This is a genomic window from Methyloligella solikamskensis (assembly GCF_042676065.1).
GTDB classification, from domain to species: Bacteria; Pseudomonadota; Alphaproteobacteria; order Rhizobiales; family Methyloligellaceae; genus Methyloligella; species Methyloligella solikamskensis.
Genome location: NZ_JBHTJO010000001.1, coordinates 541,875 through 567,317, shown reverse-complemented (window position 1 = coordinate 567,317; position 25,443 = coordinate 541,875). Strand labels below are relative to the sequence as shown.

Sequence of the window (25,443 nt, the reverse complement as noted above, 5' to 3'; positions counted from 1 at the left end):
TCGCCTCTTATAGGCCTCTTCTACTCGACGACGTTCTGTGGATTGCCGGCGACGAATGCCTCGATATTGTCGACCAGCTGATCCGCCAGGACCTGCATCGCCTCCTGGCTCGCCCACGCCACGTGGGGCGTCACGATCAGGTTCGGCAGGTTCGCGTCGATCAGGACATTGCCCTCTTTCGGCGGCTCCTTGGTCACCACGTCGAAGCCGGCACCGCCGATCTCGCCATCCTTCAGCGCCTGAACCAGCGCTTCTTCGTCCACCAGGCCGCCGCGCGCCGTGTTGATCAGGATCGCGTTCGATTTCATCATCTTAAGCTCTTTCTCGCCGATCATGTTCCGGGTGTCCGGAGTCAGCGGAGCGTGCAGCGTGATGACGTCGGCCTCTTTATAGATGGTCTCCAGATCGACCAGGCCGTCCTTCGGCGCCACATCGTAGGCGAGCACCTTCATGCCCAGGGCCTCGGCGCGCTTGGCGATGGACTGGCCCAGGGCGCCGAAGCCGACGATGCCCAGAGTCGAACCGGCGATGTCGTAGATGGGATAGTCGAAATAGCAGAACTGGCGCGCCTTGTTCCAGTCGCCGTCGCGCACCGACAGCACATAGGGAACCAGGCTCCGGCGCAGCGCGAACATCAGCGCGATCACATGCTCCGGCACCGTGTTGTAGGCGTAGTTCCGGATGTTGACGATCGTGATGCCGTTCGCCTTGCAGTAATCCTTGTCGATCACGTCGGTGCCGGTCGCGGCGACCGCGATCAGCTTCAGATCCGGAAGCTGCTTCAGGGTCTCCTCGCGCATCGGCACCTTATTGATGATGGCGATGTCGGCGCCCTTCAGGCGATCCACGATCTGATCGACCGTGGTCACGTCATATTCTTCGTACTCGTGCTCGAAGTTCGGCGCCCGAACGTTGGCGTCGAGAGTCTCGCGATCGAGGAAGACGATCTTGTGTGCCACCTTGGATACCCCCCGGGTTACTCGCTTACGCGTGTTGCTCCTAATCGGTCCCGGTGACGCATTTTCGCGCTTCGCCCGGAACCGGCCATCCTAAACATAAAGTCGATTATTCCGCCGCGATCCTGCTTTGCTGCTGATCGTGCGGTTTGCGCAGGTGCTCCTGCGCCGCCGCCACGCCCTTGCCCAGCGTGACGTCGATGCCGGCATCCGCCATCGCCATCTCGGCGCCCGTGACGCCGCTCAACACCATGAGCTCATTCAAATCGCCCAGATGACCGATACGGAAAAGCTTGCCCGCCACCTCGGACAGGCCGGCGCCGAGCGAAAGATTGTAGCGCTCGAAGGCGATCTTGATGACGTCGCCGCCGTTGACGCCTTCCGGCACCATGATCGCCGAGACCGTGTCGGAGTGCCATTTCGGCTCTTTGGCACAGAGTTCCAGGCCCCACGCATCGACCGCCGCGCGAACCGCGCCGGCCAGGCGATGGTGCCGGGCGAAGACATTGTCCAGCCCCTCGGCGAACAGACGGTCGAGCGACGCCCGCAGCCCGTGCAGCAGCGCCACCGCCGGCGTATACGGGAAATAGCCGTTCTCGTTGGCGGCGATGTAGTCGCCGAGCTCGAAATAGCCACGGGCGCATTTCGCGCTATCGCGCATGGAAAGCGCCTTCTGGCTCGCGCACAGAATGCCGAGACCCGCCGGCAGCATCAGACCCTTCTGAGAGCCGGTGATAGCCATGTCGACGCCCCACTCGTCCATGCGGAAATCGATCGAGCCGATCGAGCTCACGCCGTCGACGAACAGCATCGCCGGGTGGGAGGCGGCATCGATCGCCTTGCGAACCGCAGCCACGTCGGAGGTCACGCCGGTCGCCGTCTCGTTATGGACGATCAGGACCGCCTTGATCTCGTGGGCCTTGTCTTCGGAGAGCGCGGCCTCGATCTTCTCCGGATCGGCGCCCGTGCCCCACTCCTCTTCCTGAACGATCACATCCAGGCCGTGACGGCGGGCAAGCTGAATCCAGAGGTGGCTGAACTGGCCGAAGCGCGGCGCCAGCACCTTGTCGCCCGGCGACAGGGTATTGGTGATGGCCGCTTCCCAAGCGCCGGTACCGCTGGACGGGAAAATGAACGCTTGGCCGTCCTTGCTCTTGAAGATCTTCTTCAGATCCTCGAACAGAGGCTTGGTCAGCTCCGGGAACCGCGGCGAGCGGTGATCCTCGCTGGGCACATGCATGGCCCGCAGGACGCTCTCCGGCAAGTTTGTAGGGCCTGGGACGAACAGGAAATTGCGTCCCGGCCGGAATCCTTCGGGCATTGCCTCCTCCGACGAAATTTCGGCGTACCTATAGCTTGCAGCCACGCTGAAGGGCAAGCGTGGTAGCGTCGGGCGCCGAAACTGGCAACCCCTTGAGTTCCAACCCGGCCTCTAGAAGAGGCCGGTGATGTGACCCTGCTCGTCGAGCTTGATGTTGTTGGCCGCCGGAACCCGCGGCAGGCCGGGCATGGTCATGATGTCACCGCAGATCACCACGATGAACTCCGCGCCCGCCGACAGCCTGATCTCGCGCACTGGGATAGTGAATCCCGTCGGCGCGCCCTTGGCATCCGGATTGGTGGAGAAGCTGTACTGGGTCTTGGCCACGCAGATCGGGAAGTGCCCGAAGCCCTGGTCCTCCAGCTCCTTGATGCGGTTCATCACACTCTTGTCGGCCGTGACGTCGTCCGCACCGTAGATTTCCTTCGCCACGGTCTGGATCTTCTCCCAGAGCGGGGTCTCATCCGGATAGAGCGGCTTGAAGTCGGCCTTGCCCTCGTCGCAGATGCGGACCACCGCTTCCGCCACATTGGCCGCGCCCGGACCGCCATTGGCCCAGTGATCGGAAAGCTCGCACTCGACGTCGATGGTGTCGCAAAGCTCCTGCAGCTTGGCCATCTCCGCTTCCGTGTCGCCGGAGAACCGGTTCACGGACACGAGCACCGGCACGCCGTATTTGCGCATGTTCTCGACGTGCTTCTTGAGGTTGGAGAAGCCCTTCTCGACCGCCTCGACATTCTCCGCCTTCAGATCGTCCTTGGCGACGCCGCCATGCATCTTGAGCGCACGGATCGTCGCGACCACCACGATGCAGTCGGGCGAAAGCCCAGCCTTGCGGCACTTGATGTCGAGGAACTTCTCCGCGCCGAGATCGGCGCCGAAACCGGCCTCCGTCACCACATAATCGGACATCTTCAGCGCCGCCTTGGTGGCGATCACCGAGTTGCAGCCATGGGCGATATTGGCGAACGGGCCGCCATGAACGAAGGCAGGATTGTTCTCAAGCGTCTGCACCATGTTGGGCGCCAGCGCATCGCGCAGAAGCGCGGCCATGGCGCCGGGAGCCTCCAGCTCCTTGGCCATGACGGGCTTCTTGTCGCGGGTCTGGCCCACTTGGATGTTGCCGAGCCGGCGCTGCAGATCGGCCAGATCCGTGGCCAGGCAGAAGATCGCCATCACCTCGGAGGCCACGACGATGTCGAAGCCGGCCTCACGCGGGAAGCCGTTGGCCGCCCCGCCCAGCGAGGTCACGATGTTGCGGAGCGCGCGGTCGTTCATGTCGATGCCGCGGCGCCAGGTGACGCGCCGGGAGTCGATGTCGAGTTTGTTGCCCCAGTAGATGTGGTTATCGATCATGGCCGCGAGCAGGTTGTTCGCCGCGCCGATCGCATGGAAATCGCCGGTGAAGTGGAGGTTGATGTCCTCCATGGGCACGACCTGGGCATAGCCGCCACCGGCCGCGCCGCCCTTCATGCCGAAGCAGGGGCCGAGCGAAGGCTCGCGCACGCAGATCATCGCCTTCTTGCCGATGTGGTTAAGGGCATCGCCGAGGCCGACCGTCGTCGTGGTCTTGCCCTCGCCGGCGGGCGTCGGCGTGATCGCGGTGACCAGGATCAGCTTGCCGTCGGGCTTGTCCTTGATGCTCTCGATGTAGTCGAGGGAGACCTTGGCCTTGTAGTGGCCGTAGGGCAGCAGATCGTCCGGCGTGAGGCCGAGCTTTTCTTCCGCGACCTCGATGATCGGCCGCATATCCGCCTCTTGCGAAATCTCGATATCGGATTTCGGATTGACGTGCTGCTCGTTCGAGCCTTTAGACATACGCTTCCTCCCCCACTCAACCTTATTCGTTGCCCACTTCGAAGGCGGGGCTGTTATCAAGGGTTGCAACTTAATTCAAGCGCTTGCCTTCTGACAATCCTATGTGCAGTTTCTACCTCGCCTAAGTGCCGGGACTATCTCCTTGAATATACCCTCGATAGTAATATCCATGACACCGCAAGAGCTTCTGAACTCGATGTTTGCTGCTGCCGTGGAGGCAGCCTCTCCTGCCGTCTGCGTGCCTGAGCATCTGCCGGAACCGCCCAAGGGCAAGACGGTGGTGATCGGCGCCGGCAAGGCCGGAGGCGCCATGGCCAAGGCCGTCGAGGACCATTGGGACGGGCCCCTGGAAGGCCTCGTCGTGACCCGGTACGCCCATGGACTCCCGACCGAAAAGATCGAGGTGATCGAGGCCGGCCACCCCGTGCCCGACAGCGCAGGCCGCGAGGCCGCGACCCGTATTTTGAAGATGGTCGGAGGCCTGACCGAGGACGATCTCGTGCTTTGCCTGATCTCCGGCGGCGGCTCGGCGCTGCTTGCCATGCCGGCCGAAGGTGTGAGCCTCGAAGACAAGCAGGCGATCAACAAGGCCCTGCTGCGGTCGGGCGCCACCATCGGCGAGATGAACTCCGTGCGGAAGCATCTTTCCGCCGTGAAGGGCGGCCGCCTGGCCATGGCCGCGGCACCGGCGAAGGTCGTCTCGCTGATGATCTCCGACGTGCCGAACGACGATCCTTCGATCATCGCCTCTGGCCCCACCGTCGCCGATCCGTCCAGCGGCGCCGACGCCATCGCCATCCTGAAGAAGTACGACATCGACATTCCGGACAATGTCCTCGCCGTGCTCCAGGACGAGGCGAACGAGACGCCAAAGCCCGGCGATCCGCGCCTGGCATCCGTTGAGAACATCATGATCGCGACGCCCCAGGATTCCCTGGAGGCCGCGGCAAAGGTGGCCGAAGAGGCAGGCTATACGCCGATGATCCTGTCAAACTGCATCGAGGGCGAGGCCTCCGACGTGGCCCTGGTTCATGCCGGGATCGCCCGGCAGGTCGCCGAGTTCGGCCAGCCCACGAAAGCACCGTGCGTGCTGATCTCCGGCGGCGAGACCACCGTCACCGTGAAGGGCAACGGCCGCGGCGGACGCAACGCGGAATTCCTGCTGGCGCTCACTGTGGCACTCGACGGCCATGAGGGAATCTATGCCCTTGCCGCCGACACCGACGGCATCGACGGCACCGAAGACAATGCCGGCGCCATCCTCACCCCCGACAGTCTGGAGCGCGCCGCCGAGAAGGGTGTGAGCGCCAAGGATTATCTGGCCGACAACAACGGCTACAACTTCTTCTCCGCCATCGGCGACCTTGTCGTGACCGGCCCGACCCGCACCAATGTGAACGACTTCCGGGCGATTCTGGTCGACAAGCCGTAAGTACAAGAAGACGCGGTCGAAGCAGCAACTTCACAGTTGAAGATTGAGGCCCAACCGCTAGTCTTCGCATCCAGCGGCAATTGATTTGCCGCTGTTCGGCGTTCGCCGGTTGCTTCGAGGGTGTTCGGGGCTGAGATCGAAGCGAACGAAGCCTGTGATGCCGAGCCGTCCGACTTATCTGTGTCCGGACTCGTCTGTGTTCGTAAGACACGGGGTGCCTCGGAGGCTGAGCGAGCGCCACGCGCCTCAGCCAGACGGCAGGTCCCCAAGCGAATAGCGCCCGGGCCGATCGCGGCGATGCCGAGTAAGGCCCCGGTGAGGGAAGCTTTGATGATGCTAAGACGTCTTGCCGCCGCGCTGCTCACCGTAGCGCTGCTGCTGCCCCCAAATCTCGCCCATGCCGGTCCGGCGCTCGTCTTCGAGCCCTATAACGGCACCGTGTTCTACGCCGAGGACCCGGATGTGCCGTGGTTCCCCGCATCGCTCACCAAGCTGATGACCGCCTATATTGCCTTCTCCGATCTGCGGGCGGGCCGGGTGACCATGGACACGAAGATCCAATGCTCTGCTCACGCCCAGTCTCAGGCGCCCACCAAGCTAGGCTTGCCGGTCGGCGGCGAGCTGACTCTGGAAGTTGCCATCAAGATCATCATCGTGAAGTCCGCCAACGACGTGGCCGTCATGCTGGCGGAGGCGCTCGGTGGCGGAAGCGAGCAGGCCTTCGTGGTCCGCATGAATGCGGCAGCCCAGCATCTGGGCATGACCAACACCCGCTTTGCCAACGCCAACGGCCTGCCCAACGAGAATCAGGTGACCACGGCCCGCGACATGGGCCGTCTCGCCCGGGCGATCATCCTGCAATTTCCCGAATACGCCGACATCTTCAAGCTCCGCCACGTGAAGGTGGGCGACAAGATCCTGCGGACCCATAACGGTCTGCTGCGCGACTTCGAAGGCGCCGACGGCATGAAGACCGGCTTCATCTGCGATTCCGGCTTCAACATCGTTGCCAGCGCCACCCGAGATGGCCGCCGCCTCGTGGCCGTGGTGCTGGGTGAGGTCTCCGTGCCGGCCAGGCGCGACCGCGTCACCGATCTCCTTGAGAACGGCTTCAAGCGCTATTTCTGGAAATCCCTCTTCGGCACGACCCTCGACGGGCTCGCCATGCAGGCCTCGCTCAGCGATCAGCCTGCTCATCTCAGGCGGGAGATCTGCGGGGGTTAATCCACCCCGGTGCCAGTTGGTCCTATTCCCAGTTGGACCTGGTTTCTGCGCTCGGCGGCGCTGCCAGCACCAGGGCCCAGAAAACCTTGAATCCGCTGTTCGGCGCGAACGCCACCGCGATTCCCATATCTTTGGCGTCCGCTAACAGCAGATTGCGGTTATGAGCGGGGCTCTTCTTCCAGCCCTGGAACACCTCTTCGAAGCTTCTTTGTCCGGCCGCGATATTCTCCGCCGTGAGAGCCGAGTCGTAACCGGCACGCTTCACGCGATCGCCGGCGGTGGACCCGTCCGAGCCGTTGTGATCGAGACGACCGCGCTTGGCGATATCCTCTGCCTGCACCATGGCCGCCTTGTTCAGCTTCGCACTCACGGCGAGCGGCTTGAGCCCCTTCGCTTTTCTGTAGACATTGATCGCATCGCGCGCCTGGGCCGGATCGAGCGCTGGTGCTTTCTCCAGCGCCGTGCCGGCGCGCACCTCTCTGACAGGAGGCGCATCCGTGCAGGCGGAAATCACGCCGGCTGCGCAAAGAGCAATGAGAAGGGAGCGCGAAAAGAGGCGGAGATAGATCACGACCGCCCCCTCGCCTCTACTGGGTTTCCGGGGCGTCGCCGGGGTCCGCCGCATCGCCATTCGCGGCAATCGCTGCCTTGATCAGACGCACGGCTTCCGGCGAATCCCATTCCGCTGGCCCGACCAAGCGGCCCATCTCCTCGCCGTCGCGGTTGACGAGCAAGGTGGTCGGCATGCCCACGGCCTTGAGCTTGGTGAAGAGCTTGCTGGACGGGTCGCGATAGAAGGCGAGGTTCTCAGCCTTCACCTCTTTCAGGAAGTCCTTCGCCTTGTCCGGGCTGCCGCGGTCGATATTCATCGCCACGACCTCGAAATCCTCGCCGCCGAGTTCCTTCTGAAGCTTGTCCAGCGCCGGCATCTCCTCACGGCAGGGATGGCACCAGGTCGCCCAGATGTTCAGAAGCACGACCTTGCCTTTGAAGTCGGCCATGGCGACCTCTTTGCCGTCCGCCCCTTCCATGGGCATGGGCGGCAGAGGCTCCGGCTCCTTCTTGATCACGAAGGCCGCCATATCGCCCTTGTTGAGACCGGCAAGCGGGCCGCTTCCCTTGCTCGAAGCCGCAGGCGTGTCTGCGGCGGATTCGGCCGAATCGGCCGTTTTCACGTCGGATTCAGGGTTTTTCGGTCCAAAAACCCAAAAAATAATGCCAAAACCCGCAATCGCCGCTATAAGCGCGACGACCCCAATCCCGAGCGGCGATGGCTTTCGGCCCTGGCTCTTGCTGTCGCTCACTTGGTTCCTCGCCTGTTTTTGGCTTCGCCCAATGGAGTAAGGCTCAACAAATGGCCAATACCATGTGGGGCGGCCGGTTTGATTTAAGCCCCGCCCAGATCATGGAGGAGATAAACGCCTCCATCGGCTTCGACAAGCGGCTGTGGCGCCAGGACATTCTGGCCTCGAAAGCCCATGCCGCCATGCTTGCCGCCACCGGCATCATCTCTGCCGACGAAGAGCGGCAGATCGTGGGCGGGCTCGACACCATCGCAAAGGAGATCGAGGCGGGGGAATTCAACTTCTCGCGAGAACTCGAAGACATCCACCTCAATATCGAGAACCGGCTGAAGGAGCTGATCGGCCCCACCGCCGGCAAGCTCCACACCGCGCGCTCGCGCAACGACCAGGTGGCGACCGATTTCCGGCTCTATGTCCGCGACGAGATCGACGAGATCGATGCCGGTCTCGCCGCCCTGCAGCTGGCGCTGGCCGAGCAGGCCGTGGAGCACGCCGCAACGGTCATGCCGGGCTTCACCCATCTCCAAACCGCCCAGCCAGTGACCTTCGGCCATCACTGCCTCGCCTATGTGGAGATGCTGAGCCGCGACCGGGGCCGCTTCGCCGATGCCCGCACACGGCTCAACGAATCGCCCCTTGGCTCCGCGGCGCTCGCCGGCACGGGCTTTCCCATCGACCGAGAGATGACCGCGAAGGCACTTCAATTCGACCGGCCCACGGCCAACTCCCTGGACGCTGTCTCAGACCGGGACTTCGCACTGGAGACCATGGCTGCGGCGACCATCGCGGCCATGCATCTCTCCCGGCTCGCCGAGGAGATCGTCAACTGGGCCTCGGCGCAGTTTTCCTTCGCCAAGCTGTCGGACCGCTTCTCCACCGGCTCGTCCATCATGCCCCAGAAGCGCAACCCCGACGCCGCCGAGCTGATCCGCGCCAAGACGGGCCGCATCGCCGGCGCCTTCCAGTCGCTTCTCATGGTGATGAAGGGCCTGCCGCTCGCCTATGCCAAGGACATGCAGGAGGACAAGGAGCCCGTCTTCGACGCCCTCGCCTCCCTGAAGCTCGGCATCGCGGCCATGGCCGGGATGGTGGGCGATATGGAGCCCAACAAGAAGGCCATGAAGCGCGCCGCCGGCCAGGGTTTCTCCACCGCCACCGACCTGGCGGACTGGCTGGTGCGCGAGGCAGGACTTCCCTTCCGCGACGCCCACCACGTCACGGGACGCATCGTCGCGCTTGCCGAAGAGAAGGGAAAACCGCTGGCGAAACTGGAGTTAAGCGATCTTCAGGCCATCGATTCCAAGATCACAGAGGACGTCTATTCCGTGCTTTCCGTCGCAGCCTCCGTCAAAAGCCGCAAAAGCTATGGCGGAACCGCCCCGTCCAATGTGCGCCGCGAGGCGAAGCGCTGGATAAAGCGGTTGGCGAAAGAGGCCCCGACAGGATAGAACAAGGCAGTATCTGATACAGATAGTCTGAAGCTGGCCGCGTCCTTCGCGTGACGCGCCGAACGAAACCGGATCGGAAGGGCAGAACCATGGGACTCAAGACCATGGACAGCGCGTGGCGCCTTCTCGTCATTGTCGCTCTGCTGATGAGCGTGGGTCTCAGCGCCTGCGGCCGTAAGGGCTCGCTGGAGCGTCCGCCCTCGCCCGTGCCGACGACCCAGGCCGATCCCGAAACCAAAATGCAGAAGGCGCCCGACCGCCGCCTGATCATCGACGGGTTCCTCGAATAGCGCTTCCGAGCCGATAAGATGCACCACTTCGCCTACCGGCGGGGCGTGCTCCACGCCGAGGAGGTCAGTCTCGTCGATCTCGCGGAGGAGGTGGGCACCCCGTTCTACTGCTATTCCACAGCGACGCTTCAGCGCCACTACCGCGTCTTCGCGGAGGCCTTCGACGGCTTTGACGCGCTCGTCTGCTATTCCGTGAAGGCCAACTCCAATCTCGGCGTGCTGGCGACCCTGGCTGCCGCCGGGGCCGGCATGGATGTCGTCTCCGAAGGCGAGCTCCGCCGTGCCCGCACCGTCGGCGTCGAGCCGGAGCGCATCGTCTTCTCAGGCGTCGGCAAGACCAAGGACGAGATGGCCTACGCGCTCCAGGAAGGCATCTTCGCCTTCAACGTGGAATCCGAAGCCGAGCTCCGGGCCTTGAGTGAGGTGGCCGATGCGCAGGGCGTCACCGCTCGCATCGCGCTGCGGGTCAATCCGGATGTAGACGCCAAGACCCATCACAAGATCGCCACGGGCCGCGCGGAGAACAAGTTCGGCATCCCCTTCGATCAGGCGCTCGAGCTGTACGGCCTCGCCCGCGACCTGCCGGGGATCGAGGCGGAAGGCGTGCATATGCATATCGGTAGTCAGATCACCGATCTGGAGCCGTTCCGCAACGCCTTCGCGCTGCTGACCGAGCTGGTCCGGAAGCTCCGCGCCGACGGCTTCACCATCAATTTCGTCAATCTCGGCGGCGGGCTGGGCATTCCCTATCGCAGTGACGCCCCCGCCCCGCCCTTGCCCCTCGATTACGCAGCCCTGGTGCGCGAAAGCGTGAAGAGCCTCGATTGCCGCCTTCTCTTCGAGCCGGGTCGCATGATCGCGGGCAATGCAGGCATCCTCGTCACCCGGGTGATCTACGAGAAGGAAGGCGCGGCCAAGAGCTTCACCATCGTGGACGCGGCCATGAACGATCTCATGCGCCCGACCCTCTACGAGGCCTATCACGAGATCTGGCCCGTCCAGGAGCCGACGGCCGACACGCCCATGGAGACCACCGATATCGTGGGGCCTGTGTGCGAAAGCGGCGACTTCCTCGCCCAGGATCGCACTCTGCCGAAGCTCGCTCCCGGCGATCTGCTGGCGGTGATGACGGCGGGGGCTTACGGCGCCGTATTGTCGTCCCAATATAATAGTCGCTTGGCCGTTCCGGAGGTGCTGGTTTCGGGCGACCGCTATGCCGCGACCCGGCCCCGTCCGACCTACGAGACGATGCTGGCGGCCGAACGCATGCCGGACTGGCTGAAGGCGTAATCCGCAAAGCGAAGAACGCGGCATTCAGCCCATCACATCTGCGCGAGTTCGGCTTTGGCCGAAGCGAAAGTGCAGCTAAGCTCGCTTGCGCGTCATAGCCCCCTTGCGCGTTACCTAGAGAGGATGCCGGTGGTATCCAGACGGAAGAACAGCCTCAAGACCCGGAGAGAAATGCGCGAGCGGGCGGAAGCCGACGCTGCGCTCTCGCGCAGCTTCGAAAGCCGCGTCACCTTGAGCTGGCTCGCCATGACGGCCGAACGCATCTGGGAAGCCCTGCTCTGGCCCGGCATCGTCGTCGGCGCATTCCTGGTGATGAGCTTGCTGCAGCTCTGGGCCTATTTCCCGCCCATGGCCCATCGCGTGGCCCTCGCCGCGTTCGCCATCGCGCTGCTCGCCTCGCTCTTCCCCCTCGCCCGCCTCTCATGGCCCTCCCGTCAGGAAGCCGTCCGCCGGCTTGAGCGCAATGCCGGGGTGAAGCATCGTCCGGCGTCCTCCTACGAAGACACGATCTCCGGTTACGCCGATCCCGAGACCGACGCGCTCTGGGCCGCCCATCGCCGCCGCCTCGCCAATCTGCTGCAGAAGCTGCGGCCCTCCTGGCCCGAGCCCCGCAACGACCGCCGTGATCCTTATGCGGTGCGCGCCGGCCTGCTGCTCATGGTCTTCGTCGCCATCGTCATCGCCGGGCCCGACACCTTCAACCGCATCAAACAGGCCTTCGTGCTCGCGCCCACCGAATCCCAAGCCCTGCTCCGCCTCGACGCCTGGGTGACCCCGCCGGTCTATACGGGCGAAGCGCCCATCGTGCTGGCCGACGGCAGCGAAAGCGTCGGCGCCGGCGCGGAGGTCTTTCGTGCCCTCACCGTGCCGGAGCGCAGCGAGCTGATCGTCCGGGCCCACGCGCCGGAAGGCGAGCCCGTGCGGCTGACCCTGACCGAAGGCCCGATCGTCAAGGAAGGCAATAACGGCAAGGACCGCAAGGAAGCGAAGGCCAGCAAGCCTAAGACCATCGAGCCGGAGAAAGGCCGCGATGGGCTCATCGAATTTCACGTGCCGCTGAAGAAATCGGCTACGGCCACGGTCGAGATCGACCGTCAGACCGCGGCGAGCTGGCAGTTCTCCCTGGCTGACGATCTCGCCCCCACCGTCAACCTCAAGGGCGAGCCCACCAAGACGCCCCGCAGCGCGCTTCGCCTCACTTACGAAGCCTCCGACGATTTCGGCGTCGCCAGCGCCGCGGCCGAATTCGAGCTCTTGCAGCAGACCGAAGACGGCAGCTTCCCCATCGCTCTCTCCGGCATTGACCCGGACAAGGACCCGCTCTTCGATCCGCCGGAAATGGCGCTGAAGCTGCCCAAGGCGAACGCCAAGCAGGCTGCCGGCACCTCCACCACGGATCTGACCGCGCACCCCTGGGCGGGCCTGCGCGTCGCCATGACCCTGGTCGCCAAGGACCAGGCCGGTCAGGAAGGCCGCAGCGAGATCTACGAGTTCATCCTGCCGGAACGGCAGTTCACCAAGCCGCTCGCCAAGGCGGTCGTCGAGCAGCGCCGCAATCTCGTGCGCCACCCAGATCAGGCCGATCAGGTGGCCCTGGCCCTCGATGCGCTGACTTTGGGCGCCGACAAAGTGAACGAGGATTTCCGCGTCTTTCTGGGCCTGCGCAGCGCCTACTGGCGTCTTGAGGACGATACCTCGCGCGACTCCCTCATCACCGTGGCCAATCAACTCTGGGATATCGCGCTCCGCATCGAGGACGGCGATCTGCCGGCCGCCGAGCAGGCCATGAAGGCCGCCAAGAAGGCGCTAGAAGATGCGCTGAAGAACGGCGCCTCGCCGGAGGAGATCGAGCAGCTCGTCGACAACCTCCGCGACAAGCTCGAGAAATACATGCAGCAACTCGCCCAGCAGGCGAAGGAGAAGGGCAATCTGCCGAAGGATGCCCAGCCCCAGAGCGGCGAGCAGATGATGTCCCAGCAGAATCTCGATCAGATGCTGGACAACATCAAGAAGCTCGCCCAGGCCGGCTCCAACGAGATGGCCGAGCAGATGCTCTCCCAACTCGAGGACGTGCTCAATCGCCTGCAGACCGGCACCTTCTCCGAGAACGCCAAGCAGCAACAGATGCAGAAGGCCATGGAGAAGCTTGGCGATCTCATCAATCAGCAGCAGCAGCTGATGGACGAGACCTTCAAGAAGAACCAGCAGCAGGGACCCGGCCAGAACGAGCAGTTCGAGGTCAGCCCGCCCGGTCAGCCCATGCAGTATGGCCGGCAGATGTTCCCCGAGCTGTTCGGTCAGCCGCCCCAGAACCAGGGCCAGCAGCAGATGGGCCAGATGGGTCAGCAGCAGCAGGGCCAACAGCAGCAGCCCGGGCAGCAAGGCCAGCAGGGACAACAAGGTCAGCAAGGCGAAGGGCCGCGCGGTCAGCAGGGTCAGGGCCAAGGGCCCCAGAACAACGATCTCGCCCAGCGCCAGGGCGATCTGATGGATCAGCTCCAACAGCTCATGGACGCCATGCGGATCGGCGGCTCCGAGGCGCCGAGCGAGCTGGGCAATGCCGGAGACTCAATGGGTGATGCTCAGGATGCCCTGGGTCAGAACCAGCTCGGCAATGCCGCCCAACAGCAGGGCATGGCGCTCGACAATATGCGTGAAGGGGCGAAATCCATGGCCGAGCAGGCCATGCAGAGCAATTCCCAGCAGCAGGGCCAGGCCCAAGGCCAGACCAACCGCGATCCCCTAGGCCGTCCCAACAAGAACAATCAGCCCGATTACGGCCTATCGGTGAAGGTGCCCGACGAGATCGACATCCAGCGCGCCCGCCAGGTGCTGGACGAGCTCAGGCGTCGCCTGGGCGATCCCCAGCGCCCCATGATCGAGCTGGAATATCTGGAACGGCTGATCCGGTCCTACTAGGACGGTCCTACTCTAAGCGACAGACCCTCAGGTCTCGGCCTTCTCCGGGGCATCGGCGGTCGCCTCGGGCTCCAAAGCCGCGGCAGTCTCCTCCGCAACCACCCCGATAAAGGGCAGCTCACGATAGCGGTGAGCGAGATCCATCCCGTAGCCGACCACGAATTCGGGCGGACAGGAAAAGCCGATGAGATCGGCCTCGATGGGCACGACCCGCTCCACACCCTGCTTGTCGATGAGCACGCAGGTCATCACGCGGTTTGCCCCGCGCTGCTGCAGCAGATCCTTGGCGAAGGCCAGCGTGCGCCCCGAATCGAGAATGTCGTCCACCAGGATAACGTCCCGGCCCGAAAGCGGCGTGCCGACATCGCGCAGCACTTTGACGCTGCCTTGGGATGTCGTCCCGGCGCCGTAGCTTGCAAGAAAGATGAAATCGATCTCAGGCGCGAGGCCGCGGACATGGAGCGCCCGGATGAGGTCGGCGGCGAAGATGAAGCTGCCCTTCAGAACGGCTACGATGACGAGCCGCTGGAGCTTGGCGTCAGCGATCTGCGCGGCGAGTTCGTTCACCCGCGTGGAGATCTGCGCCGCGTCGTAGAGCGTCTTGACGCCGCCTGCCTCTGGCGCGGGCGCGCCCATCAGCCTTCCTTCTGGAACCGCACCCGGAAGCTGCGCACGGTGTCAGGGGGCGACGGAATCTGGGTGGCGAACTCCGACCGGCCCTGAGCCGCGACATTGGTCTCGCTCCCCGGCGCCATCCATTCGGAGATCTTCTCCCCGTCTCCATCGAGCAGCGCGATCAGCACATTCGGCACGGAGGCTTCCGCATCGGTGAAGTTCACGATCTGACCTTCCACCTGCAGCATCCGCTGGCCCTGATAGCGCGTCCACTTGTAGGTCACGCCATCGAAGCCGAGACCTGCCTGCTCCACCGGCGCGATGCCCATGGCCTGATAGAGATGGCCCGAGCCCGGCAGGGCGGCCATCACGGCGGCCGGCATCAACAGGAAGATCGCCAGCACGCCGACCACGACCAGCCCCAAGATGGACCAGCCGGCGACCAGCAAGGCGCCCTGACCGGGGCGGCCCTCGCCGCTGCGGCCGAGCTTGGCTTTCAGCCCGCCTTCCTTGCGCGGCTCCGTGACCACAGGCGTTGTCATTGCCGGCTGAGCGGGTGGCTCCTCGCCATAGTGTTCGTCGAAACCGAAATCCGCGTCTTCCTGAGGAGGCTGCTCCTCGGTCTCGCCGAAACTTGCATCCTCACCGGAGTCGTACTGAGCCGACTCATAGGAGCCGAATTCCGCATCCGGTTGCGGCCCGCCGGGCGGCGGGGGCGGAGGCGGCGGTGCGGACCGTGTCTCGGGCGCAGGCCCGGCGGCCGGCGCCTGGCGAGGCTGACCGCCAGGCCCTTGCGGAGATCCTTGCGGTGCCCCTTGAGGGCCTGGGCCTTGCGGCGGCTGTCCTGCGGGACCGCCTTGCGGACCCGGCGCTTGAGGCCGCGGCCCTTGCGGCGGCTGTGGCGGACGCGGCGGTCCACCCTGAGGCCCGGCCTGACCTGGTTGTCCTTGTCCTGGCTGCCCCTGTCCCGGCGGCATAGGCGGGCGCTGCGGCGGCCGCTGGCCTTGAGGCGGCGGTCCACCGGGCGCACCGGCAGGAGGGCCGTTCTCCGGCCGCTGCTGTCCGCCGGCCTGATTCGGCCCGTTGGACGGGGCTTGCGAAGGAGCTTGCCCTTGCGCTGGCGGCCCTTCCGGCGCAGCCTCGTCTTCAGCGCTTACGGGATGCGCTTGCCAGACATGACCGCATTTGCTGCAGCGAACCTTGCGGCCCTCGGGTGGAAAGGCAGCGGCGGTTTGAAAACGGGCGCTGCATGCGGGACAGATAATTACTGATGCCATTGTGAATTCACCGGGCTTCCAGGCGACGCTTGCGGTTGGCGGGCGGCCTCACGCCTTTGCCCAATTCGATTGATACCGGATGGCGAGTTCAGCATAAAGGCCCGCATGTGGGCAATCATGCTGAATCAGGGGTAAACGGCGCATTGAGGGAATCGTTTGATACGCTTTGACGATGTCGCGCTCCGTTATGGCTCCGGCCCCGACGTTCTGCGGCATATCACATTTCATATCCACCGTGGATCTTTCCACTTTCTGACGGGCCCTTCCGGCGCCGGCAAGACCAGTCTGCTCAAGCTGATCTTCATGGCCCTGCGGCCGTCCGACGGGCATATCTACGTGGCTGGACAAGATGTGGAAGAATTGGATTCTGCCGGCCGTGCAGGGCTCAGGCGCCGCATCGGCATCGTTTTCCAGGATTTCCGCCTGCTCGATCACCTGACCACCTGGGAGAACGTCGCCCTGCCCTTGCGGGTCATGGGCCTGCGCCCCAACGAATACCGGGAAGATGTCACGGATCTGCTGCGCTGGGTCGATCTCGGCCACCGAATCAATGCCTATCCGGAAGTGCTCTCCGGCGGCGAAAAGCAGCGCGCAGCCATCGCCCGGGCCGTGATCGGCAAGCCGGAGCTTCTCCTGGCCGACGAGCCCACCGGCAATGTGGACCCCGAGATGGGCGACCGGTTGCTTCGCCTCTTCATCGAGCTTAACAGGTTCGGCACCTCGGTGATCATCGCAACCCACGACTACGCCCTGATGGACAAGCTCGCTGCGCCGCGCCTCGTCCTTCAGCACGGACGTGTGGAGATCCATTGAGTGGCAATCCAGTGAGCGGAGCTTCATTGAACACCTCGCAGCTCTGGGACGATTTTCGCAGCTATCCCTGGGATAGCCTCTGGCAGGGGCTCCTCCCCGCCCGCTATCGCTCGGAGAATGCCCAGCTTCTGCCCGAAGCCACCATCGCCTGGACGGCGCTTACCGTCGTCATCGCCATCATGACCTTCCTCGCCTGCCTCATGGTGGGCACGGTCTACATGATCAATCAGTCGGCCTCCGCCTGGGTGAACGACGTGGTCAGCGAGGTGACCATCGAGCTCGATCCCATCGACACGCCCGATATCGAGAAGAAGATGACCCTGGTGTCCCTGTTTCTCGCCAAGCAGAAGGGGATCACCCAGGTGAAGCCGCTCTCCCTGCAGGATTCCGCCGATCTTCTGGAGCCCTGGTTGGGCAAGAGCGACGCCATCAAGGAGCTGCCCATCCCGCGGCTGATCGCAGTCGAGATCGATCGGTCCGACCCGCCCGATCTCGAGCTGATCGGCGAGGCCATCGACAACAATTTCGACGGCGTGACCCTGGACGACCACCGCCGCTGGCAGTCCGAGATCCGCGGCCTCACCCGCACAGCCGCCCTCGGCGGGCTGATTTTGCTGGGACTCGTGGCGGCCGCCACCGTCGCCGTCATCATCTCCGCCACCCGGAGCGCCATGGCCTCCAACCGCGAGGTCATCGAGGTGCTCCATCTCATCGGCGCTTCCGACGGCTTCATCGCCGGCGAGTTCGAAAGGCATTTTCTCGGGCTTGGCTTGCGGGCCAGCCTGGTCGGCGCGATCGGCGCCGCCCTGGTCTTCCTGCTTCTCCCCCTCTTCATGCATCTGGTGGGCGGCGGCCTGGTGGCTGCGGCCGAAACACGCCGGCTCTTCGGCGCGGGCGATCTCGATATCGGGGGCTATCTGCTGTTCCTGCTCGTCGTGATCGTCGTGGCGGGACTATGCATGGTCACATCCCGCCTGGGCGTCATTCGGGTGCTGCGAAAATACGATCAGGTCGCCGGCGCCCTGGAGGACTGATCGCGCTCATCGAACTGAGCCCACGTCGAACGCGATTTTCCGCAAACGAAATTCAGCCTATTGTGCGCCCCCCGGGGGCAGCATGGATTAGACCGTGTCGGAAGCCGAAACCATATCCAACGAAGGAACGGGACTGCTCTACGCCCTGCTGCGGGCGGGGTTCAACGTGCTCCTGCTCGTCGTCGCGGTGCTGCTGGTCGGTTTCGTGCTGTTCGTCTCCAGCATCGAGCGCGACATCAATGATCCGCCCAAGGCGGACGGAATCTCCGTGCTGACTGGGGATACGGCCCGGATCGACGAGGCCATGAGCCTGCTCGCCAACGGCAAGGCCCAGCGGCTTCTGATCAGCGGCGTCTATCAGAAGACCACCAAGAAGGAGCTCGAGGCGCTGGGCACCAGAAACAGCCAGTATCTGTCCTGCTGCGTGGATCTCGACCACGAGGCCCAAAACACCATCGACAACGCCACCGAGACCTCCGCCTGGGCCGCCAAACACGGCTACAGTTCTGTGATCATCGTCACCTCGAACTATCACATGCCCCGAGCCCTGGCCGAGCTCGGCCGCACCATGCCCGCCGTCGACCTCTACCCCTACCCGGTGATCGACAAGAAGGTGCATCTCGACGATTGGTGGCTTTACCCCGGCACCACCAAGCTGCTGATGTCCGAATATCTGAAATATCTGCCCGCTATGGTGCGCCTTGCCGCCACCCGCGTGGTGAGCAAGATTGTCTATGGCGAATGGCGCTCCCGGCCCGAGGAAATCGACGAACCGTGATGAAGGCCATCCAATACGCCCGGTCGCTGCTGTTTCATTTTCTCTTCTACTTCACGACGACGGCGATGGTGGTGCTGCTGTCCCCACTGCTTCTGATGCCCCGCGCTTGGTCCATGACGGCACTCAACCTCAACGCACGGCTGGAGATCTTCCTGCTGCGCGTCATCGCCGGCATCAATCTGGAGGTCCGCGGCCGCGAAAACCTTATGGACGGCGCCTGTATCGTCGCCTCAAAGCATCAATCGGCCTTCGAGACCTTTGCCCTGGTGACCCAGCTGCGCGATCCGGCCTATCTGATGAAGAAGGAGCTCTTCAGGATCCCCTTCCACGGCTGGTTTTCCCATAAATTCGGCATGATCCCGGTGGCCCGGGACCAGGGCGCGAAAGCGCTACGCGAGATGCTGAAGGCAGCCCAGAAGCGCACCGCCGCAGGCCGGGAGATCATCATCTTTCCAGAAGGCACCCGCCGCCCCGTCGGCGCCGAACCCGACTACAAGACCGGCGTCTTCCTGCTCTATCAGGCGCTGAAGGTGCCGTGCGTGCCCGTGGCCCTGAATTCCGGGATGTTCTGGCCCCGCCGCACCCTGCTCCTGACCCCGGGCACCATCGTCTTCGAGTTCCTGCCCCCCATTCCCGCCGGGCTGCCCAGAGCCGAATTCCTCTCCCGTTTGGAAGAGACCGTCGAATCCGCCTCGAATCGCCTGGTCGCCGAGGCCCGCGAACAGCGCGATCGCGGCTAAAGCTCGGGACGTCTCAGGGCGGGAACTTTCCCGCGAATCAAGGCGTTTTTCCTCCAGCTTGACGTTCGACAGAGGGATGTTCTATATTTGTTCGCGAAATCGGAACGGAAACGGCTCCTCTGTCTTGAAATCGTCACGGCTGAGCCCATTTCCAGGACGAATCGAACGATACTGGATGAACTGACATGTTCGTGACTGCCGCAGAAATCCAAAGCGAAACGGTTGGCCCCGCCGATGAGCCTGCGCTCATTTGCGCCGATGAGGCCTTTCGTCAGGCTTTCCATTATTGGCGGGGTGCCTCGGGCCAGCGCTATCTTCATAGCGTCTACAGCCTGATCGGATGCCCGGCCCTGCCGCAGGCGAACTACATCCTCGTCCGCCGTGACGAAGACGGCAGCCGTACGCCTCTGGCGATCGGTGCGACCACGGGCGACACCTCGTCCCTCAATCTGGCCGACCTTCGTCACCGCGGCGCTCAGCTCGGCGCCAATGAGGTGCATATCCACCTCCTGGCCGAGACCGATGCGGAGCGCGAAGAGGTCTGCGACGACCTCCGCGCCACCCAGGAGCAGTCCGAGCCCGTCGCGGTCGCTGCGTAATCAGCTTTTCCTGAAATTCCAGCTTTGGCGGCCGGTTCGCTTTAGAGCCGGCCGGTAAGCCGGGCTGCAAGCCCGGCGAGCAAGCGATCGTGCACGCCCGCATCTTCCAGATGGCGGACCGTGTTCAGCACATATTCGATATTCTTGCCTGAATCGCCGACGCTATCGGAAACGATGCGGAACTGTTCCTCCATGGAGAGCCTACCGGCGTACTGGCGGTTTCCGCGGTCGACGAGAAAGCAGATAGCCTGGACCTTGCGGTCCGATCCGTCGAGAAGCTGAACCGGGCGCACCACCTCCCGATAGACCTTCGTCACCTGCTCCCGCTCGCGCAGATACTCGAGCGTCTCTTCCTCGTGGCCGCTGCGGACCCGAAACACCACCCCGCGACAGGCCCCGCCCTGATCGAGCCCGAGCACCAGCCCGGGCCGCTCCGGCGTGCCGCGATGGGTGACGGAATAGATGCACATGGAGCGGTGGGCGCCCTTGAGCAAACCCGGCGGCGATTCCTCGAAGTAGAAGCCAGGCCGCCACATCAAGGAGCCGTAGCCGAAAACCCAGAGCTCGTCGTCGCTTCCCATCTACCCGCTCAAAAGTCCGAAAACGTCCGTCCCAACCTTGCGCCGGCTTGTCCTCGCCGCTCTTCAGCTCTCGCTCTTCGCCCCGCCCTTTTCGCTCTGGGCGGCGCGCCGGCCGAAATCCGGGGCCTCCGTCTCCTGGCCCGCCTCGATGATGCCGCGCCGGATCGCCCGGGTGCGGGTGAAGAGGTCCTGGAGCGCATCCCCGTCTTCCCAGCGGATCATCCGCTGCACCGCAGCCAGATCCTCCGAAAACCGGCCCAGCATCTCCAGCACGGCTTCCTTGTTGTTGAGGAAGATATCCCGCCACATCACCGGATCCGACGCCGCGATCCGGGTGAAGTCGCGGAAGCCGCCCGCAGAGAACTTGATCACCTCAGACCGGGTCACTTCCTCCATGTCCGCCGCCGTGCCGACGATATTGAACGCAATCAGATGGGGAAGATGGCTGGTCGTCGCAAGCACCAGATCATGATGCTCCGGCGTCATGGTCTCAACGTCGGAGCCGAGCGCGTGCCAAAGGTCGCTGATCTTTTGGAGCGCCGCATCCGTCGTCCGGTCCGACGGGGTCAGGATGGCCCAGCGCCCTTCGAACAGCGAGCCGAAACCGGCTTCCGGACCCGAATGCTCCGTGCCCGCGATCGGATGGCCCGGCACGAAGGCGATTTCCTCTGGTAGCGCCGCCTCGACCTTGGTGATGACCGCCGATTTCACACCGCCCACATCGGTGACAATCACCCCCGGCTTCAGCGCGCCGGCGATCGACTTCGCAGCCTCGCCGGTGGCACCCACGGGCATGGAAAGGACCACGAGATCGGCATCCTTGACCGAGTCTTCAGGCGTCGCGGCGATCTCGTCGCAGAAGGCAAGCTTCTCGGCCCGGGCGCGTACGTCCTCCGAGGCGTCATAGCCGACGACCCGCGAAGCCAGCCCCTTGTCGCGCAAGCCATGCGCCAGCGAGGACCCGATCAGGCCGAGGCCGAGGATCGCGACGTTTTCGAAGATCTTTTGGCTCATGCCGCGCCCGCACCGTTCTTGATTTGCGCGGCGGGCACGCCTTCCACGAAGCTCTTGAGCACCGCCAGCAGGGCCCGGTTCTGCGGCTCGGTACCAACGCTGATCCGCAGGGCGCCCGGCAGACCGTAAGCCTCCATACGGCGCACGATGATGCCGCTCGCCTGCAGGAACGCATCCGCGGCGGCCGCGTCGCAGCCTTCCTTTTCCCGGAAATGCACCAGCACGAAATTGGCCGCGCTCGGCGTCACGCCGAGGCCGAGCTTCTCCAGCTCGTCCGTTAGAACCTTGCGCCAGGCGCGGTTATGCTCCGCCGAGTCGAGCGCGAATTCGTGGTCTTCCAGGGCCGCCACGCCGGCAGCGACCGAAGGTCCGGTCAGGTTGAATGGCCCCCGGATACGGTTCAGCACGCCAGCGATATCCGGCGGGCAATAGGCCCAGCCGACCCGCGCCGAGGCGAGCCCGTAGATCTTGGAGAAGGTGCGCGTCATGACCGTGTTCGCCGCAGCGTCCACAAGCGCGATCCCCGGCTGATAATCTTCCTTCAGCACGTATTCCGCATAGGCCGCGTCGATCACCAGCAGCACATCTTCGGGCAGCCCGTCGCGCAGGCGCTTCAGCTCCTCGAACGAAAGATACGTGCCCGTCGGGTTGTTCGGATTGGCGATATAGACCACCCGCGTGCGCTCGGTGACGCACGCCAGCAGATTGTCGACATCCGCTGTCAGGTCCGTCTCCTGGGCGACCACGGGCGTCGCCCCGCTCGCCATGATCACGATCGGATAGACGAGGAACCCGTGGCGGCTGTAGACCGCCTCGTCGCCGGGCCCCAAATAGGCCTGCGCCAAAAGGCTCAATATCTCGTCCGAACCCGCGCCGCAGACGATCTGCGCCGGGTCGAGCCCGTAGAAATCGCCGATGGTCTGCCGCAGCGCTGCGGCCGAGCCCTCCGGATAGAGGGAGAGCTGATCCGCCGCCGCCTTGAACGCGGCAACCGCCTTGGGCGAGGCGCCGAAAGGGTTCTCGTTCGAAGACAGCTTGGTGACCGGGCCGCCGCCGTCGACCTTGCTCTTGCCCGGAACGTAAGGCTCGATATCGAGAATCCCCGGACGCGGGGCTAGCTTGCGCTTCGCCATGATGTCCGAAAACTCCTGAGGCTGATAAACAGAAAAATCGGTATGGCCGCTAGCGGCCAGCGCCCTGTGATAGGACCAATCCTTCAGTAAAAGCAAAGGAAAGAATGATTGACTTATCGCTGTAAGGGCATAGCTAGCGGTGCCTAGGAGTGTTCCAAGGCCCTCGAAGAGAGGTGCGAGTAGGCGAAATGAGCGAGACCCCCAAAGCGGAGGCCTTTTCGGAGAAATCGCTCAGATTGGCAGAGATTTCCAATCCCTCGAGCGAGATCGTCCATTTTCCGGCCGACCAGCCATTGCCGCTGGATTGCGGCGGCACGCTGCCGTTCTCCATCGCCTATAAAACTTACGGCACGCTGAATGCGGACAAGACCAATGCCGTCCTCGTCTGCCATGCGCTGACCGCCGATCAGCACGCCGCCAACGAGCACCCCATCACGGGCAAGCCGGGTTGGTGGACGACCATGATCGGTCCGGGCAAGCCCATCGATACCGACAAGTATTTCATCATCTGCACGAACGTGCTGGGCGGCTGCATGGGCTCCACCGGCCCCAGCTCCGAAAATCCGGAGACGGGCAAGGCCTACGGCCCCGACTTCCCGGTCATCACCATCGGTGACATGGTCCGGGCCCAAGCGCGCCTGCTCGACCATCTCGGTATCGACCAGCTTCTCTGCGCCATCGGCGGCTCCATGGGCGGCATGCAGGTGCTGGAATGGGCGGCGAAATATAAGGACCGGGTGTTCTCGGCGATCCCCATCGCCTCCGCCGCGCGCCACTCGTCCCAGAACATCGCCTTCCACGAGGTGGGCCGCCAGGCCGTCATGGCCGATCCGGATTGGTGCCAGGGCCGCTATATCGACGAAGGCAAGCTGCCCCGCAAAGGGCTCGCCGTGGCCCGCATGGCCGCCCACATCACCTATCTGTCCGATCAGGCGCTCTACCGGAAGTTCGGCCGCAACCTGCAGGACCGCGACAAGGTCACCTTCGGCTTCGACGCAGACTTCCAGGTGGAAAGCTATCTGCGCTACCAAGGCGCCAGCTTCGTCGACCGCTTCGATGCGAACAGCTATCTCTACGTCACCCGCGCCATGGACTATTTCGATCTGGCGGCGGACCATGGCGGTGTGCTGGCCAACGCGTTCCGCGATACCGACACGCGCTTCTGCCTGATCTCGTTCACCAGCGACTGGCTCTTCCCCACCGAGGAGAGCCGGGTGATCGTGCACGCCCTGAACGCGGTGGCCGCCAATGTCAGCTTCGTCGAGATCGAATCCGACAAGGGCCACGACGCCTTCCTGCTTCACGAGCCGGAGCTGTTCGATACTGTCAGCGGGTTTCTGGACGCCGCCGCCACCAAGCGCGGCGTTAAGGGCTCTGGCGAGGGAGACGCATGACGATGAACGTGCACCCCAACGCCTCCACCGTCCGCAAGGACGAGACCGCGCGCAAACCCGACACCTCCCGTATCGACCTCCTGCTGATCGCGGAAATGGTCACTCGCGGCTCCCGGGTGCTCGATATCGGCTGCGGCGATGGCGGGCTGCTGCGCATCCTCTCCGACAAGCACGATGTGGACGGCCGCGGCATCGAGCTCTCCCAGCAGGGCGTGAATGCCTGCGTGGCGCAAGGGCTCTCCGTTATCCAGGGCGATGCGGATCGAGACCTCGTCTACTACCCGGACGACGCATTCGACTATGTCATCCTGAGCCAGACCATCCAGGCCACGCGCCGGCCGAAGGAGGTCCTGGAGCAGCTCCTGCGCATCGGCCGCCACGTGATCGTGTCGTTCCCAAATTTCGGCCATTGGCGGATGCGGACTCAGCTCCTGTTCAAGGGCACCATGCCGCGCACCTCCTACCTGCCCGACACCTGGTACGAAACGCCGAACATCCATCTTTGCAGCATCAAGGATTTCGCCGCGCTGTGCGGTGAGCTCGGCGCCAAGGTCGAGCGCGCCGAGGTGCTGAACGCCTATGGCTACCGGCTGGGCTTCACCATGCCCTTTTTCGCCCAGAACCTGTTCGGCGAGCAGGCCGTCTTCCTGCTGACCCGCTAGCGCTCTTCGGACGCCCCATCCCGCTGGAACGGCGCGACTGCGCCCGCCGGCACGGGCGCGAACCGCCCGGCCCGCCTGCGCTTCGCCTTGGACGGAACGGCGCCATAGACCTGCTTCGAGGCCTCCACCATGATCACGCCGGAGAAGGCGGGCCAAAGCACCAGGCCCAGCCGCTCCCAGAACAACGACCATTTCAGCAGGAAACGGTAGTTGAAGGGCGGCATGTAGAGCGCGTGCTGCCAGTGCTCCGGCACGAAGGACGCATCGCGCAGCAGACGCGAAAGCTGTGACTTGCTGAAGGGGCGGCCCGATCCAAACGGCGTCGTCTCGACCCGCGCCCAGAGCCCGCGGCGGTTGGGCACGATGACCAGAAGGCGCCCGTGCGGTGCCAGCACCCGCCAGACTTCGCGAAGCACGTTGCGGAGATCCTCGGTACCTTCCAGGAGATGCACGAGAAGCAGCCGGTCGGCGGCCCCGTCCAGCAGCGGAAGCTCCGTCTCCTCCACCAGCACGCTGCGCCGCGGCCCCGGGTTGGGCCAGGAGATCACCCCCTGCTCCGCCGGCATCAGCGCACCCAGCGTGTTCGCCTCGTCCTTGAAGGCGCCGAGATAGGGCGTGGCGTAGCCAAGCCCGTAGAGATCGAGTCCCTCCAGATTCGACCAGCGCGCGCGCAGCCGCGGACCCAGCAGCCGGCGCACCACATGACCGAGCGGCGAGGTGTAGAATTCCTTCAGATCGACGACGTCGAGATGCATGGCGTCCTGCTCGTGTCCTTCCTCTCAACCGGCTGCGGCCGTCCAG

Annotated in this window: 24 protein-coding genes and 1 pseudogene; 13 read left to right on the top strand and 12 right to left on the bottom strand. The window is 64.2% G+C overall.

What is annotated here, in order from left to right:
• Positions 1–20 precede the first annotated feature (20 nt).
• The 3 genes from ACFQ2F_RS02810 to ACFQ2F_RS02800 all read right to left on the bottom strand — a co-directional run bounded on the left by ACFQ2F_RS02810 (position 21) and on the right by ACFQ2F_RS02800 (position 4,095).
• Positions 21–959 carry a D-2-hydroxyacid dehydrogenase gene (locus tag ACFQ2F_RS02810; RefSeq protein WP_379085382.1) on the bottom strand — a complete coding sequence of 313 codons (939 nt, stop codon included), beginning with the start codon at positions 957–959 and terminating at the stop codon, positions 21–23.
• Between the two features lie 106 nt (positions 960–1,065).
• Entirely contained in the window at positions 1,066–2,277 is a 1,212-nt protein-coding gene (locus ACFQ2F_RS02805) for an aminotransferase class V-fold PLP-dependent enzyme (RefSeq protein ID WP_379085380.1), read from the bottom strand.
• Positions 2,278–2,388: 111 nt separating this feature from the next.
• Complete coding sequence (locus ACFQ2F_RS02800) at positions 2,389–4,095, bottom strand: formate--tetrahydrofolate ligase (protein ID WP_379085378.1); 1,707 nt, start codon at positions 4,093–4,095, stop codon at positions 2,389–2,391.
• A 196-nt stretch (positions 4,096–4,291) separates the two neighbouring features.
• On the opposite strand from ACFQ2F_RS02800, the gene ACFQ2F_RS02795 reads away from it, so the two are divergent.
• Both ACFQ2F_RS02795 and ACFQ2F_RS02790 read left to right on the top strand, forming a co-directional pair.
• The gene (locus tag ACFQ2F_RS02795; RefSeq protein WP_379085375.1) at positions 4,292–5,527 is read left to right on the top strand and encodes a glycerate kinase type-2 family protein; all 1,236 of its coding nucleotides are present in this window, start codon (positions 4,292–4,294) and stop codon (positions 5,525–5,527) included.
• Positions 5,528–5,857: 330 nt separating this feature from the next.
• Positions 5,858–6,751 (top strand): D-alanyl-D-alanine carboxypeptidase family protein, encoded by an 894-nt coding sequence (locus tag ACFQ2F_RS02790; RefSeq protein WP_379085372.1) that lies wholly within the window; start codon positions 5,858–5,860, stop codon positions 6,749–6,751.
• A 22-nt stretch (positions 6,752–6,773) separates the two neighbouring features.
• Here ACFQ2F_RS02790 and ACFQ2F_RS02785 read toward each other — a convergent pair whose 3' ends face one another.
• On the bottom strand, positions 6,774–7,322 hold the full coding sequence (locus ACFQ2F_RS02785) for a CAP domain-containing protein (protein WP_379085369.1): 549 nt from the start codon (positions 7,320–7,322) through the stop codon (positions 6,774–6,776).
• A 16-nt stretch (positions 7,323–7,338) separates the two neighbouring features.
• Positions 7,339–7,926 carry a TlpA disulfide reductase family protein gene (locus ACFQ2F_RS02780; protein ID WP_379085366.1) on the bottom strand — a complete coding sequence of 196 codons (588 nt, stop codon included), beginning with the start codon at positions 7,924–7,926 and terminating at the stop codon, positions 7,339–7,341.
• Positions 7,927–8,105: 179 nt separating this feature from the next.
• Between ACFQ2F_RS02780 and argH the strand changes: the two genes are divergently transcribed.
• From argH to ACFQ2F_RS02760, 4 genes are all read left to right on the top strand, one after another.
• Positions 8,106–9,503 carry an argininosuccinate lyase gene (gene argH, locus ACFQ2F_RS02775; protein ID WP_379085363.1) on the top strand — a complete coding sequence of 466 codons (1,398 nt, stop codon included), beginning with the start codon at positions 8,106–8,108 and terminating at the stop codon, positions 9,501–9,503.
• An 89-nt stretch (positions 9,504–9,592) separates the two neighbouring features.
• Entirely contained in the window at positions 9,593–9,793 is a 201-nt protein-coding gene (gene lptM / locus ACFQ2F_RS02770) for an LPS translocon maturation chaperone LptM (protein WP_379085360.1), read from the top strand.
• Positions 9,794–9,811: 18 nt separating this feature from the next.
• On the top strand, positions 9,812–11,083 hold the full coding sequence (gene lysA, locus ACFQ2F_RS02765; RefSeq protein ID WP_379085357.1) for a diaminopimelate decarboxylase: 1,272 nt from the start codon (positions 9,812–9,814) through the stop codon (positions 11,081–11,083).
• 171 nt (positions 11,084–11,254) lie between these two features.
• On the top strand, positions 11,255–14,002 hold the full coding sequence (locus ACFQ2F_RS02760; RefSeq protein ID WP_379085354.1) for a TIGR02302 family protein: 2,748 nt from the start codon (positions 11,255–11,257) through the stop codon (positions 14,000–14,002).
• A gap of 27 nt (positions 14,003–14,029) precedes the next feature.
• Here ACFQ2F_RS02760 and hpt read toward each other — a convergent pair whose 3' ends face one another.
• The 3 genes and pseudogenes from hpt to ACFQ2F_RS02745 all read right to left on the bottom strand — a co-directional run.
• A complete protein-coding gene (hpt, locus tag ACFQ2F_RS02755; RefSeq protein WP_379085351.1) occupies positions 14,030–14,638 on the bottom strand; it encodes a hypoxanthine phosphoribosyltransferase in 609 nt (202 codons plus the stop codon).
• Positions 14,638–15,159: an FxLYD domain-containing protein gene (locus ACFQ2F_RS02750; protein ID WP_379090576.1), complete on the bottom strand. Its 522-nt coding sequence runs from the start codon at positions 15,157–15,159 to the stop codon at positions 14,638–14,640. Before ACFQ2F_RS02750 ends, hpt begins: the two co-directional genes overlap by 1 nt.
• Positions 15,160–15,792: 633 nt before the next feature.
• Positions 15,793–15,894, bottom strand: a pseudogene (locus tag ACFQ2F_RS02745) (zinc-ribbon domain-containing protein); the annotation flags it as partial.
• Positions 15,895–16,050: 156 nt separating this feature from the next.
• Here ACFQ2F_RS02745 and ftsE point away from each other — a divergent pair.
• The 5 genes from ftsE (at position 16,051) to ACFQ2F_RS02720 (ending at position 19,858) form a co-directional block, all read left to right on the top strand.
• Positions 16,051–16,707: a cell division ATP-binding protein FtsE gene (gene ftsE, locus ACFQ2F_RS02740; RefSeq protein WP_379085348.1), complete on the top strand. Its 657-nt coding sequence runs from the start codon at positions 16,051–16,053 to the stop codon at positions 16,705–16,707.
• Positions 16,708–16,733: 26 nt separating this feature from the next.
• Positions 16,734–17,741 carry a cell division protein FtsX gene (locus ACFQ2F_RS02735; protein WP_379085346.1) on the top strand — a complete coding sequence of 336 codons (1,008 nt, stop codon included), beginning with the start codon at positions 16,734–16,736 and terminating at the stop codon, positions 17,739–17,741.
• 94 nt (positions 17,742–17,835) lie between these two features.
• Complete coding sequence (locus ACFQ2F_RS02730) at positions 17,836–18,519, top strand: YdcF family protein (protein WP_379085343.1); 684 nt, start codon at positions 17,836–17,838, stop codon at positions 18,517–18,519.
• A complete protein-coding gene (locus tag ACFQ2F_RS02725) occupies positions 18,519–19,259 on the top strand; it encodes a lysophospholipid acyltransferase family protein (protein ID WP_379090574.1) in 741 nt (246 codons plus the stop codon). The genes ACFQ2F_RS02730 and ACFQ2F_RS02725 overlap by 1 nt, the downstream gene beginning before the upstream one ends.
• A 185-nt stretch (positions 19,260–19,444) precedes the next feature.
• Positions 19,445–19,858 carry a hypothetical protein gene (locus ACFQ2F_RS02720; protein WP_379085340.1) on the top strand — a complete coding sequence of 138 codons (414 nt, stop codon included), beginning with the start codon at positions 19,445–19,447 and terminating at the stop codon, positions 19,856–19,858.
• Between the two features lie 41 nt (positions 19,859–19,899).
• On the opposite strand, the gene ACFQ2F_RS02715 is transcribed toward ACFQ2F_RS02720, so the two are convergent.
• The 3 genes from ACFQ2F_RS02715 to hisC form a co-directional block, all read right to left on the bottom strand.
• A complete protein-coding gene (locus ACFQ2F_RS02715; protein ID WP_379085337.1) occupies positions 19,900–20,439 on the bottom strand; it encodes a gamma-glutamylcyclotransferase in 540 nt (179 codons plus the stop codon).
• A gap of 63 nt (positions 20,440–20,502) precedes the next feature.
• Entirely contained in the window at positions 20,503–21,453 is a 951-nt protein-coding gene (locus tag ACFQ2F_RS02710) for a prephenate/arogenate dehydrogenase family protein (protein ID WP_379085334.1), read from the bottom strand.
• Positions 21,450–22,589, bottom strand: coding sequence for a histidinol-phosphate transaminase (gene hisC, locus ACFQ2F_RS02705; RefSeq protein ID WP_379090572.1), 1,140 nt, complete (start codon positions 22,587–22,589; stop codon positions 21,450–21,452). Before hisC ends, ACFQ2F_RS02710 begins: the two co-directional genes overlap by 4 nt.
• Positions 22,590–22,774: 185 nt before the next feature.
• Between hisC and metX the strand changes: the two genes are divergently transcribed.
• Together metX and metW are read left to right on the top strand one after the other, a co-directional pair.
• On the top strand, positions 22,775–23,980 hold the full coding sequence (gene metX, locus ACFQ2F_RS02700; RefSeq protein WP_379085331.1) for a homoserine O-acetyltransferase MetX: 1,206 nt from the start codon (positions 22,775–22,777) through the stop codon (positions 23,978–23,980).
• 2 nt (positions 23,981–23,982) lie between these two features.
• Positions 23,983–24,642, top strand: a complete 660-nt coding sequence (gene metW / locus ACFQ2F_RS02695; protein WP_379090570.1) for a methionine biosynthesis protein MetW — start codon at positions 23,983–23,985, stop codon at positions 24,640–24,642.
• On the opposite strand, the gene ACFQ2F_RS02690 is transcribed toward metW, so the two are convergent.
• Positions 24,639–25,397 (bottom strand): methyltransferase domain-containing protein, encoded by a 759-nt coding sequence (locus tag ACFQ2F_RS02690; RefSeq protein WP_379085328.1) that lies wholly within the window; start codon positions 25,395–25,397, stop codon positions 24,639–24,641. The genes metW and ACFQ2F_RS02690 overlap by 4 nt on opposite strands.
• Positions 25,398–25,443 lie beyond the last annotated feature (46 nt).

Bases quoted from the DNA above. Each gene is read 5' to 3' on its own strand.
- ACFQ2F_RS02710 (WP_379085334.1), bottom strand. From the start codon at position 21,453: ATGAGCCAAAAGATCTTCGAAAACGTCGCGATCCTCGGCCTCGGCCTG.
- argH (WP_379085363.1), top strand. From the start codon at position 8,106: ATGGCCAATACCATGTGGGGCGGCCGGTTTGATTTAAGCCCCGCCCAG.
- ACFQ2F_RS02715 (WP_379085337.1), bottom strand. From the start codon at position 20,439: ATGGGAAGCGACGACGAGCTCTGGGTTTTCGGCTACGGCTCCTTGATG.
- ACFQ2F_RS02805 (WP_379085380.1), bottom strand. From the start codon at position 2,277: ATGCCCGAAGGATTCCGGCCGGGACGCAATTTCCTGTTCGTCCCAGGC.
- ACFQ2F_RS02800 (WP_379085378.1), bottom strand. From the start codon at position 4,095: ATGTCTAAAGGCTCGAACGAGCAGCACGTCAATCCGAAATCCGATATC.
- ACFQ2F_RS02690 (WP_379085328.1), bottom strand. From the start codon at position 25,397: ATGCATCTCGACGTCGTCGATCTGAAGGAATTCTACACCTCGCCGCTC.
- metW (WP_379090570.1), top strand. From the start codon at position 23,983: ATGAACGTGCACCCCAACGCCTCCACCGTCCGCAAGGACGAGACCGCG.
- hpt (WP_379085351.1), bottom strand. From the start codon at position 14,638: ATGGGCGCGCCCGCGCCAGAGGCAGGCGGCGTCAAGACGCTCTACGAC.
- lptM (WP_379085360.1), top strand. From the start codon at position 9,593: ATGGGACTCAAGACCATGGACAGCGCGTGGCGCCTTCTCGTCATTGTC.
- lysA (WP_379085357.1), top strand. From the start codon at position 9,812: ATGCACCACTTCGCCTACCGGCGGGGCGTGCTCCACGCCGAGGAGGTC.
- ACFQ2F_RS02750 (WP_379090576.1), bottom strand. From the start codon at position 15,159: ATGACAACGCCTGTGGTCACGGAGCCGCGCAAGGAAGGCGGGCTGAAA.
- ACFQ2F_RS02760 (WP_379085354.1), top strand. From the start codon at position 11,255: ATGCGCGAGCGGGCGGAAGCCGACGCTGCGCTCTCGCGCAGCTTCGAA.
- ACFQ2F_RS02795 (WP_379085375.1), top strand. From the start codon at position 4,292: ATGTTTGCTGCTGCCGTGGAGGCAGCCTCTCCTGCCGTCTGCGTGCCT.
- ACFQ2F_RS02720 (WP_379085340.1), top strand. From the start codon at position 19,445: ATGTTCGTGACTGCCGCAGAAATCCAAAGCGAAACGGTTGGCCCCGCC.
- ACFQ2F_RS02725 (WP_379090574.1), top strand. From the start codon at position 18,519: ATGAAGGCCATCCAATACGCCCGGTCGCTGCTGTTTCATTTTCTCTTC.
- metX (WP_379085331.1), top strand. From the start codon at position 22,775: ATGAGCGAGACCCCCAAAGCGGAGGCCTTTTCGGAGAAATCGCTCAGA.
- ACFQ2F_RS02790 (WP_379085372.1), top strand. From the start codon at position 5,858: ATGATGCTAAGACGTCTTGCCGCCGCGCTGCTCACCGTAGCGCTGCTG.